Here is a 13502-nt window from a genome sequence, read left to right on the forward strand (position 1 = left end):
AGCGCCCCGCCGAGCGCCCGGTCCAGTGCGGCGACCCGGGCCGAGTCGACGCCCAGTAATGCCAGCGCGTCCGCGAACGACAACAACCTGCGCGACCCCACCACGACCCCCGTGTCCAGCCCTCGCGTACCCGGCCTACCCTACGAGCGCGTTGCACCCCGTGCACCCGAATGGCTTACGGTGTGCCCCGTGGACAGTCAGGGTGAGCGAGCGGTTCGGCTGCGCCTGACCGGGGCCGTGGGGCTCGCCGTGGTATCAGGTGTGGCCGGCTCGTGGGCGTACGCGCGCAGCGGTGCGTCCGCGTCGGACCTGGTGCGCGACCTCGCCGTCGGCTGGGCGTACGTCGTCGCCGGCCTGGTCGCCTGGAACCGCAGGCCCGCCAACCACACCGGCCGCCTCATGGTCGCCGAGGGCATCACCTGGTTCTTCGGCAACCTCCAGGGCACCGCGGTGCCCGTCCTCTTCACCTTCGGCGCCTGGTGGGAGGCGCTGAACATGGCGGTGCTCCTGCACCTCGTCCTGTCGTTCCCCGAAGGCCGCCTCACCACGGTCCTCACCCGGCGCCTGGTGCAGTTCGCGTACGGGCTCGTCGCCGTCGGCGGCCTGGTCCGCACGCTCCTGTTCGACCCGGCGGTCAACACCGGCGCGACCTATCTGGACTGCCGGGACTGCGGCCCGAACCTCATTCTCGTCCCCGCCTGGAACGGCCTGTTCGACACCTTCGACGCCGTGTACCACGCGGCGGGCTGGGTGATCTCGGCCGTCGCCGCGGTCGCCATCGTGCAGCGCTGGCGGCACGCCTCCGCGGCCCGCAGGCGAGCCCTGATGCCGGCCTGGATCGGCATCGGCATCGCCGTCGCGTTCCTGATGTGGGACATGCTGTTCTACGTCGTGCCGTGGTTCGGCGAGGTCGGCTCCGTCGCCGAGCAGGCCGTGTACCTGATGTCCGACCTCGCCCAGGTCGCCGTCCCCTTCGCCTTCCTCGGCGGACTGCTGCGCATGCACCTGCAGCGGGCCGAGGTCAGCGGACTCGTCATCGACGTCGGTACCGACCCCGATCCGTCCAAGGTGCGCGAGGCCCTCGTCCGGGTGCTCGGCGACCCGACGCTGCGGCTCGGCCTGTGGCGCGAGGAGCGCGCCGCGTACGTCGACGGGGCGGGCCGCGAGGTCGCCACCGGAGGGCCGGGCCGCACCCCGGTGCACGCGTCCGACGGGCGTCCGCTCGCCCTGCTCCACCACGACCCGGCGCTCAGCGAGGACCCGGAGCTGCTTGAATCCGTGGCCGCCGCCCTGCGCCTCGCCCTGGAGAACGTCTGGCTGCGCACCCGCGCCAAGGACGTCGCCACCCGCATCGTGCAGGCCGCCGACGCCGAGCGCGGCCGGCTCGAGCGCGATCTGCACGACGGCGCGCAGACCCGGCTCGTCTTTGCGCTGATGCAGGTGCGCCGGGTGCAGCGCGGCCTCGCCGACCACGCCGACGAGACGCTGCGCGCCGCCGCCGACGAGGCCGAGACCAGCCTGCGCCAGGCCATCGAGGAGCTCAGGGGCATCGCCCAGGGCATCCACCCCGCCGTCCTCACCCGCGAGGGGCTCGGGCCCGCGCTGAACGCCCTCGCCAAGGAGGCCGCGATGCCGGTCGTGGTCGCGGCCGAGCCCCGGCGCTACGACCCGCTCGTCGAGACCACCGCCTACTTCACCGTCTGCGAGGCCCTGTCGAACGCGGCCAAGCACGCCAAGGCGCGCGCCGTCAGCGTCTCGGCCCGGCATCAGGACGGCCGGCTCGTCGTCGAGACCGTCGACGACGGCGTCGGCGGCGCCGACACCGCGCGCGGCACGGGCCTGCGCGGCCTCGCCGACCGGCTCGCCGCCGTCGACGGCGTACTGCACATACACAGTCCCGCCGGTGGCGGGACCAGGATCAGGGCGGAGCTTCCGTGCGGGTGATCGTGGCCGAGGACTCGGCACTCCTTCGGCAGGGGATCGTGCGTCTCCTCACCGACGAGGGCATCGAGGTGGCCGCCGAGTGCGCCGACACCGGACCACTGCTCGCGCTCGTCGCCGAGCACGCGCCGGACGCTGTCCTGCTCGACATCAGGATGCCGCCCACCCACACCGACGAGGGCCTGGTCGCGGCGGCCGCCGTCCGGGAGGCCCACCCGGGCACCGGCGTCCTGCTGCTCTCCCAGTACGTGGAGACCAGCTCCACCGTGCAGGCCCTGGCCGACCGGCCCGAGGGCTTCGGCTACCTCCTGAAGGAGCGCGTCGCCGACGTCGACGAACTGGCCGGCGCGCTGAAGCGGGTGGCGGCGGGGGAGACGGTCCTCGACCCGCTGGTGGTGGCCCGGCTGCTGGACGCGCCGCGTGCGCCGGGCCCCCTGGACGAACTCACCGGACGCGAGCGCGACGTTCTGGGGCTGATGGCCGAGGGCCGCTCGAACGAGGCCATCGCACAGAAGCTGGTGATCGGCGGCAAGACCGTGGAGACCCACGTCCGCAACGTCTTCAGCAAGCTGCACCTGGAACCCGATCTGCTGGAACACCGGCGGGTCATGGCCGTTCTGACGTATCTGCGGGGCTGAGGCCACCCGCGTACGTCCAAGAGGTTCCGGCGCTCCGCTCCGGAGACGACGCTCGTTCCCCCGTTTCCCCCGTGGTCCCCCGTGCGTCGTCCGCGGAGCGGTGCCGGACCTCCACCGTAGGCAACCCGTCACGGGGAGACATCAGGGTCAGCCCTGAGATGTGGAACCCCGCTCACCTCTTTGATCACGGCATGCCCTCTTTTGATCACTCAGGGACTCTTCCCAGTGGCCGCGGCGCAGGACTATAGTCCAAAACTAGCAGTGCTAATTAACCGCATCCGGCTGTTCCCTGGAGTTGACCGTGCGTCCCGTTCACTTCGCCGCCGCCCGCCGCACCCCCATCGGGAAGCTGCGCGGATCCCTCTCCTCCGTACGCCCCGACGACCTGGCCGCCACCGTGATCCGGGGCCTGCTCGGCGACGCTCCCGCGCTCGACCCGGCGCGCATCGACGACGTCTACTGGGGCGCCGCCAACCAGGCCGGTGAGGACAACCGCAACGTCGCACGGATGGCCGCCCTCCTCGCGGGCCTGCCCGAGTCCGTGCCCGGCGCGACCGTGAACCGGCTCTGCGCCTCCGGCCTCGAAGCCGTCACCACGGCCGCCCGCACCATCGCCGCGGGCGAGGCCGACGTCGTCCTCGCGGGCGGCTCCGAGTCGATGAGCCGTGCCCCCTTCGTGCTGCCCCGCCCCGACGACGCGCTGCCGCACACGATGCAGACGTACGACACCCGCCTCGGCTGGCGCCTGGTCAACCCGGAGATGAAAGAGCTGCACGGCGTCCTCGCGATGGGGGAGACCGCCGAGGAGGTCGCGGACCGGTACGGCGTCGGGCGCGAGCGGCAGGACGCGTTCGCGCTGCGCAGCCACCAGCGGGCCGCCGCCGCCCGCAAGGACGGCCTCTTCGACGCCGAGCTCCTGCCGGTGACCCGGCCCGACGGCGTCGTGGTCGACGCGGACGAGTGCATCCGCCCCGACACCTCCCTGGAGAAGCTCGGCGGCCTCAAGCCCGTGTTCCGCAAGGGGGGCTCGGTCACGGCGGGCAACGCGTCGCCGATGAACGACGGCGCGGCGGGCCTGCTGCTCGTCAGTGAGGAAGCCCTGGAGGAGTTCGGCCTCGTCTCCCTCGGCCGCTACGTCGCAGGCGCCTCGGCCGGCGTCCACCCCGACGTCATGGGCATCGGCCCCGTGCCCGCCACCCGGAAGGCGCTCGGCCGGGTCGGCTGGAGCATCGGCGACGTCGAGGAGGCCGAGTTCAACGAGGCGTTCGCCGCCCAGGCGCTCGCCTGCGTCGACGGCCTCGGCATCGACCCCGACCTGGTCAACCCGACCGGCGGCGCCATCGCCCTCGGCCACCCCCTCGGCTGCTCCGGCGCCCGCATCCTCACCACCCTGCTGCACCGTCTGCGCCGCACCGGTGCCGCCCGCGGCCTCGCCACGATGTGCGTCGGCGTCGGCCAGGGCAGCGCCGTCCTGGTCGAGCGCGCCTGACCCTTCCCTCGTCACGCAACTCCCGTACGACACAAGGAAAACGAGACTCATGAGCAGGTTCACCGGCCGCGTCGCCGTCGTCACCGGAGCCGCCCAGGGCATTGGCGCCGCCACCGCGCTCCGGCTCGCGGAGGAGGGCGCGGCCGTCGCCGTCGTCGACCTCACCGCCGAGCGTGCGCGGGCCACCGTCGACGCGATCGAGGCCAAGGGCGGCACCGCCCGCGCCTACGGCTGCGACGTCACCGACCAGGACGCCGTAGAGGCGGCCTTCGCGCAGATCAACGAGGACCTCGGCGCGCTGCACATCCTGGTCAACAACGCGGGCATCACGCGGGACGGCATGTTCTTCAAGATGCCCAAGTCCGACTGGGACACGGTCATCAACGTCAACCTGAACAGCGTCTACCACTGCTCGCAGGCCGCGCAGAGGTACATGTCGCAGCAGAAGTACGGCAAGATCGTCTCGCTCTCGTCCCGGTCCGCCCTCGGCAACCGCGGCCAGGCCAACTACGCCGCCGCCAAGGCCGGCATCCAGGGCTTCACCGCCACGCTCGCCATCGAGCTGGGCCGCTTCAACATCAACGTGAACGCCGTGGCCCCCGGCTACATCGCCACCGCGATGACCGCCGCCACCGCCGAGCGCGTCGGCGCCACCGCCGACGAGCACCAGAAGCTCGCCGCCGAGCGCACCCCGCTGGGCCGCGTCGGACAGCCCGAGGACATCGCGTCCGTCGTGGCCTTCCTCGCCAGCGACGACGCCTCCTACGTCAGCGGACAGACGCTGTACGTCAACGGCGGCGCCCGCTGAGACCCGGCCGCGGACCCCACCGCACCGGGTCCGCGGCACCCCTCTGGTTCAGAGCCGCACCAGCAAGGAACGGAGCACCACCCGCATGGCCACTCTCTCGCTCGCCGCGATCCTCGCCGACAACGCCCGCCGCAGGCCCGACAAGGAGGCCCTCGTCCAAGGTGAACTCCGGTTCACCTTCGGCGAGTTGTGGGACCAGGTCCGGGCCCGGGCCGCCGCGCTCGGCGAGAAGTACGGCGTCCGGCCGGGCGACCGGGTGGCGCTGATGGCCCCGAACACCGTCGACTTCCCGCGCGCCTACTACGCGATCCTCGCGGCGGGCGGCGTCGTCGTCCCCGTTCACCTCCTGCTCTCCGCGGGCGAGGTGGAGCACGTCCTGCGCGACAGCGGGGTGAACCTGCTGCTGTGCGCCCCCGCGCAGGCCGCCGTCGGCACGGCCGCGGCCGAGGCGGCCGGTGCCCGCGTCGCCACCATCGGCGACGACGGTGAACTCGACCGCGTCGCCCAGGACGTGACGCCCCTTCAGGTGTACGCCGCGCGCGGCCCCGAGGACCCGGCCGTCATCTTCTACACCAGCGGCACCACCGGCGTTCCCAAGGGCGCGGTGCTCAGCCACCTCAACCTGGTGATGAACGCGACCGTCGACGCCTTCGACTGCAACGAGTACAGCCCCGACGACGTCGTCCTCGGCGCGCTGCCCTTCTTCCACGCCTTCGGCCAGACGGCCTCGCTGAACGCGGTGTGGCGCGCGGGCAAGAAGCTGGTGCTGCTACCCCGCTTCGACGCGGCGAAGGCGATCGACCTGATGGTCGAGGAGAACGTCACCGTCTTCCACGGCGTGCCCACCATGTACGTGCACCTGATCGCGGCGGCCGGCAAGGCGAAGGCCCTGCCCCGGCTGCGCATCGCCGTCTCCGGAGGCGCCTCCCTGCCCCTCGCCGTCCTGGAACGCTTCGAGGAACTCTTCGGCGCCCGCATCTACGAGGGCTACGGCCTGAGCGAGACCTCGCCCGTGGCCTCCGTCAACCAGCCCTGGTACGGCATCAGGGCGGGCACCGTCGGCCACGCCATCTGGGGTGTGGACGTGGAGATCGCCCGCCCCGAACTCGACGACCGCATCGAGCTGCTGCCCACCGGCGAACTGGGCGAGATCGTGGTGCGCGGCCACAACGTGTTCACCGAGTACCTGGGCCGCCCCGACGCCACCGCGGAGGCCCTCGTCGACGGCTGGTTCCGCACGGGCGACCTGGGCACGAAGGACGCCGACGGCTACACGACGATCGTCGACCGCAAGAAGGACGTCATCATCCGCGGCGGCTACAACGTCTACCCGCGCGAGGTCGAAGAGGTCCTGATGACCCACCCGGGCGTCGCCCAGGTCGCCGTCATCGGCCTCCCGGACGACGTCCACGGCGAGGAGGTCTGCGCGGTGATCGTCCCGAAGCCGGACGCACACCTCGACGCGACCGACCTCACCGAGTGGTCCAGGCAGCACCTCGCCAAGCACAAGTACCCCCGCCGCATAGAACTCACCACCGACCTCCCCCTCGGCCCGAGCATGAAGATCCTCAAACGAGAACTCCGCACGACCTACGCGAAGTAGCAGCGCCCCGAAAGGGACGCGGGGAACTGCGCGCTCAGCCACACCAGACCCGCACTCGCCAACGCACCCGATATCCCACCCCCAGAGGCGCAAAAAAGGCCGGGCGGCGCCAATCGGCGCCGCCCGGCCCACATCCGCCCAACCGACGGAGTCAGTCCGTACCGGCCTCCATAGCCGCCCGATCCAGCGCAGCGTCCTCCTCGGACACCTCCCCGCGGGACGCGATCGCCTCGGCGCCCCCCTCCGGCATGGCCCCGATCAGCCCGGTCGCCGCCGCCTGCGCGGAGCCGACCGCCGAGTCCGCCCCGAGCAGCCCCAGACCCGCGTACTGCTCCAGCTTGGCGCGCGAGTCGGCGATGTCGAGGTTGCGCATGGTGAGCTGGCCGATCCGGTCGACCGGGCCGAACGCCGAGTCCTCGGTCCGCTCCATGGACAGCTTGTCCGGGTGGTACGAGAACGCCGGACCGGTCGTGTCGAGGATCGAGTAGTCCTCGCCGCGCCGCAGCCGCAGCGTGACCTCACCGGTGACGGCCGCGCCGACCCACCGCTGCAGCGACTCGCGGATCATCAGCGCCTGCGGGTCCAGCCAGCGGCCCTCGTACATGAGACGGCCGAGCCGGCGGCCCTCGGCGTGGTACTGGGCGAGGGTGTCCTCGTTGTGGATCGCGTTCACCAGGCGCTCGTACGCGGCGTGCAGCAGCGCCATGCCCGGGGCCTCGTAGATGCCGCGGCTCTTGGCCTCGATGATCCGGTTCTCGATCTGGTCGGACATGCCCAGGCCGTGCCGGCCGCCGATCGCGTTGGCCTCCATGACGAGGTCGACGGCGGAGGCGAACTCCTTGCCGTTGATCGTCACGGGGCGGCCCTGCTCGAAGCCGATCGTGACGTCCTCGGTGGGGATCTCGACCGACGGGTCCCAGAACTTGACGCCCATGATCGGCTCGACCGTCTCCAGCGAGACGTTCAGGTGCTCGAGCGTCTTGGCCTCGTGCGTGGCACCCCAGATGTTGGCGTCCGTGGAGTACGCCTTCTCCGTGCTGTCCCGGTAGGGCAGGTCGTGGGCGACCAGCCACTCCGACATCTCCTTGCGGCCGCCGAGCTCGGTCACGAAGTCCGCGTCGAGCCACGGCTTGTAGATCCGCAGGTTCGGGTTGGCCAGCAGGCCGTAGCGGTAGAACCGCTCGATGTCGTTGCCCTTGAAGGTGGAGCCGTCGCCCCAGATCTGCACGTTGTCCTCGAGCATCGCCCGGACCAGGAGCGTGCCCGTGACGGCGCGGCCGAGCGGCGTCGTGTTGAAGTAGGCACGGCCGCCCGAGCGGATGTGGAACGCGCCGCAGGTGAGCGCGGCCAGGCCCTCCTCGACCAGCGCCGCGCGGCAGTCGACGAGGCGGGCGATCTCCGCGCCATAGGCCTGGGCGCGGCCCGGCACGGAGTCGATGTCGGGCTCGTCGTACTGGCCGATGTTCGCGGTGTACGTGCAGGGGACGGCGCCCTTGTCGCGCATCCACGCGACCGCGACGGAGGTGTCGAGACCGCCGGAGAAGGCGATGCCGACGCGCTCGCCGGCGGGGAGGGAGGTGAGGACCTTGGACATAGGAAGAGTATGCATCATTACGCATGACCATGCAAAGGGGGGTGGGGGTCGGATGTCCGCCCGTGTCCGCCCGGCCGCTGAGGCGCGTATCACGATGCGGAGCCCCTGACGCCCGACGGATAGATGGGTCTAGCATCTGTCTCCGCCATGCACGACATATTCGGGATCACCCCCTGGGAGTTCACCGCCCTGGCCGCCGCGGCCCTGCTGGTGGGCTTCTCCAAGACGGCCGTCAGCGGTGCCAACACGGTCAGCCTCGCCATCTTCGCCGCGATCCTGCCCGCCCGCGCGTCCACCGGCGTGCTGCTCCCGATCCTCATCTGCGGCGACGTCCTCGCCGTCCTCACCTACCGGCGGCACGCCCACTGGCCGACGCTGTGGCGGCTCTTCCCGGCCGTGGCCGGGGGAGTGGTGGCCGGCACGGTCTTCCTCGCCTTCGCGGGCGACGGGGCCGTGCGCACCTCCATCGGCGCGATCCTGCTGCTGATGGCCGGGGTCACCGTCTGGCGGCGCCGCCGGGCCGAGGCTCCGGAGGTCGAGGAGACCGCCACCCGCTCCGCCCGCGTCAAGGCGGGCTCGTACGGGGTGCTCGGCGGCTTCACCACCATGGTCGCGAACGCGGGCGGCCCGGTGATGTCCATGTACCTGCTGTCGGCGGGCTTCCGGAAGCTGGGCTTCCTGGGCACCTCCGCATGGTTCTTCCTCATCGTGAACTCCGCGAAGGTGCCCTTCAGCGTGGGCCTCGGCCTGATCGACGGCCGCTCGCTCCTGCTGGACGCCGCCCTCGCCGGGTTCGTCGTGCCCGGCGCGCTCATCGGCAGGGCGGCGGTGAACCGCATCAACCAGCGACTGTTCGAGCGGCTCGTCATCGCCGCCACGGTCGTCGGCGGACTCCAGCTGCTGCTGCGCTGACCTGCGCCGACCTGCGTCGGCCCCGGCCCGCGCTACGAAGGGGTGAGCGTACGGTCCGCGCCCGGCTGCGCCGGAAGCCCCTGCGCCAGGTCCTCCACGAGCAGCCGCTTCGCGATCGTGTCCACCGCCGCCCGCAGGTCCTGGCCGGGCGGCCGGCCCAGGTCCGCCTCGATCTGCTTGCTCAGCCACTCGCCCCACGCGTGGTTGAGGACACCGGCCTCCCTGCGCCCCGCCGCCGTGTGCGAGAAGTACGCGCCCGTGCGTGACAGATAGCCCTCGTCGACCATCCGCTGGAACACCGGCACCAGAACCTCGGGCGGCACCCTGCGCCGGGCCGCGATCATGCCGAGACTGGCGTGCCCGACCATCCGCGTGAAGAACTCCACCTGCATCACGGCCCACGCGCCCGCGATGTCGAGGCGACTGTCGGAGACGTCGAGGATGTGCCGCGCGGTCTCCAGGTTCGTCGACTTCACGAGGTTCCCGACCGCCCGCTCCAGCAGGTGCGAGGGATCCCCGGTCGTGGGCTGCGCGAACCCCTCGCCCATGTCCGACGAGCCCATCCGCGCGCTGTCCCGCAACTGCACCTGCTTGAGGAACAGCGCGACGACGAACCCGATCAGGGCGACCGGCACCGTCCACAGGAACACCGTGTGCAGCGAGTCCGCGTACGCCTCGACGATCGGCACCCGCGCGGCCTCCGGCAGCCCGTGCACCCCGGCCGGACTCTGCGCCGCCTTGGCGAGCGCCGCCGGATCGATCCCGGTGCCGGCCTGCGCCGCGGTCTGCACGCCCTCGGTGAGGTTCGGTCTGAGCGAGTTGGCGTAGATCGTGCCGAACACGGCCGTCCCGAAGGAGCTGCCCAGCGTACGGAAGAACGTGACGCCGGACGTCGCCGTGCCCAGGTCCGCGTACTCGACGGTGTTCTGCACGGCGATGGTCAGCACCTGCATGCACAGCCCGATGCCGGAACCGAGCACCAGCATGTACAGCGACTCCAGCCAGGTGCCCGACGACCGGCCCATCAGGGAGAGCAGATAGAGCCCGAGCGCCATGACGAGCGAGCCGACGATCGGGAAGATCCGGTACTTGCCGGTCTTGCTGACCACGTTGCCGGAGAAGATCGACGCGGCCAGCAGACCGATCACCATCGGCAGCGTGCGCACCCCGGAGATCGTGGCCGAGTCCCCGTCGACGTACTGCAGGTACGTCGGCAGGAACGTCATCGCGCCCAGCATCGCGAAGCCGACGATGAAGCTGAGGATCGAGCACACGGTGAAGACCGGATTGGCGAACAGCCGCATGGGCAGCATGGGTTCGGACGCGCGCATCTCCACCCAGCAGAAGCCGGCCAGCGCGATCACCCCGCCCGCGAACAGGCCGATGATGGTGGGGGAGCCCCACGCGTACTCGTTGCCGCCCCAACTGGTCGCCAGGATCAGCGCGCTCGCGCCGATCGCGACCAGCGCGATGCCGAGGTAGTCGATCACCGGGCGCGTCGCCGACTTCACGACCGGGATGGTCCGGGCCGCGGCGATGACCACGACGATCGCGATCGGCACGTTGACGTAGAACGCCCAGCGCCACGTCAGGTGGTCCGTGAAGAGCCCCCCGAGGAGCGGCCCGATGACGGTCGCGACGCCGAACACGGCGCCGATCGCGCCCTGGTACTTGCCGCGCTCGCGCAGCGGGATGACGTCCGCGATGAGCGCCATCGACGTCACCATCAGACCGCCCGCGCCGATGCCCTGCATCGCCCGCCAGACGATCAGCAGCGTCATGTTCGTGGACAGGCCGCACAGGAAGGAACCCGTGATGAAGATGATCGCCGAGAGCTGGAAGACCACCTTGCGGCCGAACAGGTCGCCGAACTTGCCGACCAGGACCGTGGCGACCGTCTCCGCGAGGAGGTACGACGTGACGACCCACGACATGTGGGCCGCTCCGCCGAGGTCGGCGACGATCGTCGGCAGGGCCGTGCCGACGATCGTCTGGTCCAGGGCGGCGAGCAGCATGCCGAGCATGATCGTTACGAAGACGACGTTGCGGCGGCGTTTGTCCAGGACCGGGGGCGCGTCGGCGGCGGGCGGCTGGGTCGTCTCGGTGGTCGTCACCCTCGCAGGGTCACACCGGGTCCGGGGACGCGCATGCGGGTGAGGGCCGTATCGGTGACGCCTCTTCGCCGTGGGCGGGTGCGGCCTTCGACGTGGCCGGTCGCGCGGTCCCCGTGCCCCTCCCCGTGATCCTCCCCGTGCCCCTCAGGGAGCCGTTCGCAGCCGGGGCGCGGACCGGGCCGCGTCCACCGCGTCCCCGTTCCGTTCCACCCTGTCCGCCAGCGCCTCCGCCCAGGCGGTCAGGCCGGCCGTGTCCAGGCCCGCCGGCGGCTCGCCGGGCCAGGCCGCCAGGCCGTCCGCGCCCCGGCGCAGCAGGCGGGCGCCGCCCGTGATGTTGCCGCGGGCCGCGTGGGTGAGGCCCACCGCCAGCTGGGCCAGCGACCGCCACAGGGCGCGCTCAGCCTCCGGACCCGACTTCCACGCGTCCTCGAAGACCTCGTGGGCGTGGAACGGACGGCCCGCGTCCAGCAGGGCCTGCGCCTCGGCGACCGTCTGCGCCGCCGTCCGCACGACGCCCTCCGGCTGGCGGTCGACGCCGGGCGTCCCGTACGGGAGGGGGCGGCCGAGCCCGTCGCGGGGCCGCGCGTTGCGGGCGCGGCCCTCGTCGTCACGGTCCCGGTCACCGCTGCGCGAAGTGCTCATGCGTCCGATTCTCGCCCACCCCGTGCGGAGGTCGCAGAACCGGTTTCAAACCACCCGTGAGCTTGGGGTATTGTTCTTCTTGTCGCCGCCGGACGGGACACCGGAAGGCCGGACGACATCGGGACGTGGCGCAGCTTGGTAGCGCACTTGACTGGGGGTCAAGGGGTCGCAGGTTCAAATCCTGTCGTCCCGACTTTACGAAGTCGCAGGCCGTGGGGCCGCTTTGGAGAGATCCGAAGCGGCCCCACTGTCGTGTCCGCGGTCCACGGCGGGCGGTTCAGCGCGGGTGCGCCGCCCGCCAGGCCGCCATCGACGCGTCCCACTCGTCGCCCGACAGCGCGGTGAGGGACGCCGGGAAGAGGCCGTCCTCCTCCTTGGCGATGTGCCGGTGCAGTTCGTGCACCGCCTCCGTGAACGTACGGACGTCGTTCGCGTCGGAGAGGTCCAACTCCGGTAGCAGCGCGGCCAGTTCACGGTGTTCGGCCTCCAGTGCCGCGATGTAGCCGGCGTACTCAGGGTCCTCGCTCATCACCCGGAACAGGCCGTCCTCCTCGCCGCGCCAGTGCGTCGCGAGCTCCGCCGCCATCCGGTCCACGAGCTCCCGCGCCCGTGCCGGATCCCCGGCCTCGACGGCCCGCAGGGCGTCACCCGCGGCGTCCGTGACGCGCTCGTGCTCGGCGATGAACTCCTTGATCAGCGGGATGTCCCGGCAACCGCAGTAGTGGCACATGGTGACAGTCATACGGGAAGGGAGCCGCGACGGTGCTCTTCGCCCCGCCGGAAAACCGGGAGCGGTCCGACCCGCCCGTTGTTAGGCTCGCCCGCCGGATTCCGACGTCGAAGGGCGACCATGGCGGCCACGCGCAAGCTGCACGACGACGAGCCGGACATCGACGAGGCGCTCGTGCGCGGCCTGGTGGACGGGCAGTTCCCGCGGTGGGCGGGGCAGCCGCTGAAGCCGGTCGACTCGCACGGCACGTCGAACGTGCTGTTCCGGCTCGGCGACGAGCACGTCGTCCGGCTGCCGCGGCGGGCCGAGGCCGTGCCCGACCTGGCGGCCGAGCGCCGGTGGATGCCGCTCCTGGCGGCGGCGTCGCCGGTCGTCGTGCCCGAGCCGGTGGCCGAGGGGCGGCCGGACCTCGGCTACCCGTGGCCGTGGGCCGTGCACCGCTGGGTGCCCGGTGCGATCCCCGTCGTGGGGCGGCTGGAGAAGCCGGAGGCGCTGGCCGGGGACCTCGCGGCGTTCGTCACCGCCCTGCGCGGCGTCGACACCACGGGCGCGCCGCGCTCGTATCGCGGAGCGCCGCTGCGGGAGCGGGACGCGGACACCCGGGAGGTGATCGGGCGGCTCGGCGAGGCCATCGACACCGACACCGATACCGGTATCGACAGCGACACCGGCACCGGTATCGACAGCGACATCGATACCGACGCCGCGCTCGCCGTCTGGGACGCCGTCGTACGCGCCCCGCGCCGTGAGCCCGACGTCTGGCTGCACGCGGACCTCCAGCCCGGCAACCTCCTCGTCGAGGACGGACGGCTCGCCGCCGTCATCGACTTCGAGTGCGGGGGCCTCGGCGACCCGGCCGTCGACCTCATCGTCGCCTGGTACGTCCTGGACGCGCCCGAGCGGCGGATCTTCCGCGACGCCGTCGGCCAGGACCCCGACCTGTGGGCGCGGGGCCGGGGCTGGGCGCTGACGATCGCGGCCGCCGAACTCGACTACTACCGCGTGTCGAACCCGTTCATGGCGCGGACCGC

11 protein-coding genes and 1 tRNA gene are annotated in these 13502 nt (G+C 71.9%); 8 read left to right on the forward strand and 4 right to left on the reverse strand.

Going from position 1 to position 13502, the window contains the following annotated elements; all coding sequences use genetic code 11:
- Positions 1 to 189: 189 nt before the first annotated feature.
- From M4J07_RS41850 to M4J07_RS41870, 5 genes are all read left to right on the forward strand, one after another.
- Positions 190 to 1944 (forward strand): sensor histidine kinase, encoded by a 1755-nt coding sequence (locus M4J07_RS41850; protein WP_255981367.1) that lies wholly within the window; start codon positions 190 to 192, stop codon positions 1942 to 1944.
- Positions 1935 to 2579 (forward strand): response regulator transcription factor, encoded by a 645-nt coding sequence (locus M4J07_RS41855; protein WP_308284819.1) that lies wholly within the window; start codon positions 1935 to 1937, stop codon positions 2577 to 2579. The genes M4J07_RS41850 and M4J07_RS41855 overlap by 10 nt, the downstream gene beginning before the upstream one ends.
- Before the next feature lie 301 nt (positions 2580 to 2880).
- Positions 2881 to 4068: a thiolase family protein gene (locus M4J07_RS41860; RefSeq protein WP_255981369.1), complete on the forward strand. Its 1188-nt coding sequence runs from the start codon at positions 2881 to 2883 to the stop codon at positions 4066 to 4068.
- Positions 4069 to 4117: 49 nt separating this feature from the next.
- A complete protein-coding gene (gene fabG, locus M4J07_RS41865; RefSeq protein ID WP_255981372.1) occupies positions 4118 to 4876 on the forward strand; it encodes a 3-oxoacyl-ACP reductase FabG in 759 nt (252 codons plus the stop codon).
- Between the two features lie 85 nt (positions 4877 to 4961).
- Positions 4962 to 6479, forward strand: a complete 1518-nt coding sequence (locus M4J07_RS41870) for a long-chain-fatty-acid--CoA ligase (RefSeq protein ID WP_255981374.1) — start codon at positions 4962 to 4964, stop codon at positions 6477 to 6479.
- 151 nt (positions 6480 to 6630) lie between these two features.
- Here M4J07_RS41870 and argG read toward each other — a convergent pair whose 3' ends face one another.
- Complete coding sequence (gene argG, locus M4J07_RS41875) at positions 6631 to 8073, reverse strand: argininosuccinate synthase (RefSeq protein ID WP_255981376.1); 1443 nt, start codon at positions 8071 to 8073, stop codon at positions 6631 to 6633.
- Between the two features lie 147 nt (positions 8074 to 8220).
- Here argG and M4J07_RS41880 point away from each other — a divergent pair, with 147 nt between their 5' ends.
- The gene (locus M4J07_RS41880) at positions 8221 to 8985 is read left to right on the forward strand and encodes a sulfite exporter TauE/SafE family protein (protein WP_255981378.1); all 765 of its coding nucleotides are present in this window, start codon (positions 8221 to 8223) and stop codon (positions 8983 to 8985) included.
- A 32-nt stretch (positions 8986 to 9017) separates the two neighbouring features.
- Here the strand turns inward: M4J07_RS41880 and M4J07_RS41885 are convergent, their stop codons facing one another.
- The gene (locus M4J07_RS41885) at positions 9018 to 11099 is read right to left on the reverse strand and encodes an MDR family MFS transporter (RefSeq protein ID WP_374215180.1); all 2082 of its coding nucleotides are present in this window, start codon (positions 11097 to 11099) and stop codon (positions 9018 to 9020) included.
- A 144-nt stretch (positions 11100 to 11243) separates the two neighbouring features.
- Positions 11244 to 11741 (reverse strand): DUF309 domain-containing protein, encoded by a 498-nt coding sequence (locus M4J07_RS41890; RefSeq protein WP_255981380.1) that lies wholly within the window; start codon positions 11739 to 11741, stop codon positions 11244 to 11246.
- Between the two features lie 119 nt (positions 11742 to 11860).
- Between M4J07_RS41890 and M4J07_RS41895 the strand changes: the two genes are divergently transcribed.
- Positions 11861 to 11934: transfer RNA gene (locus M4J07_RS41895), tRNA-Pro, on the forward strand.
- Positions 11935 to 12018: 84 nt separating this feature from the next.
- On the opposite strand, the gene M4J07_RS41900 is transcribed toward M4J07_RS41895, so the two are convergent.
- A complete protein-coding gene (locus M4J07_RS41900) occupies positions 12019 to 12483 on the reverse strand; it encodes a hemerythrin domain-containing protein (protein WP_255981382.1) in 465 nt (154 codons plus the stop codon).
- 108 nt (positions 12484 to 12591) lie between these two features.
- On the opposite strand from M4J07_RS41900, the gene M4J07_RS41905 reads away from it, so the two are divergent.
- Positions 12592 to 13502, forward strand: a 911-nt coding sequence (locus M4J07_RS41905) for an aminoglycoside phosphotransferase family protein (RefSeq protein WP_255981384.1), incomplete at its 3' end; no start/stop codon positions are given.

It is taken from the genome of Streptomyces longispororuber (assembly GCF_024448165.1).
GTDB classification, from domain to species: domain Bacteria; phylum Actinomycetota; class Actinomycetes; order Streptomycetales; family Streptomycetaceae; genus Streptomyces; species Streptomyces longispororuber_A.

What these genes read in the sequence shown, in the direction of transcription:
- fabG (WP_255981372.1), top strand. Translation starts at nt 4,118, where the DNA reads ATGAGCAGGTTCACCGGCCGCGTCGCCGTCGTCACCGGAGCCGCCCAG.
- M4J07_RS41870 (WP_255981374.1), top strand. Translation starts at nt 4,962, where the DNA reads ATGGCCACTCTCTCGCTCGCCGCGATCCTCGCCGACAACGCCCGCCGC.
- argG (WP_255981376.1), bottom strand. Translation starts at nt 8,073, where the DNA reads ATGTCCAAGGTCCTCACCTCCCTCCCCGCCGGCGAGCGCGTCGGCATC.
- M4J07_RS41880 (WP_255981378.1), top strand. Translation starts at nt 8,221, where the DNA reads ATGCACGACATATTCGGGATCACCCCCTGGGAGTTCACCGCCCTGGCC.
- M4J07_RS41890 (WP_255981380.1), bottom strand. Translation starts at nt 11,741, where the DNA reads ATGAGCACTTCGCGCAGCGGTGACCGGGACCGTGACGACGAGGGCCGC.
- M4J07_RS41900 (WP_255981382.1), bottom strand. Translation starts at nt 12,483, where the DNA reads ATGACTGTCACCATGTGCCACTACTGCGGTTGCCGGGACATCCCGCTG.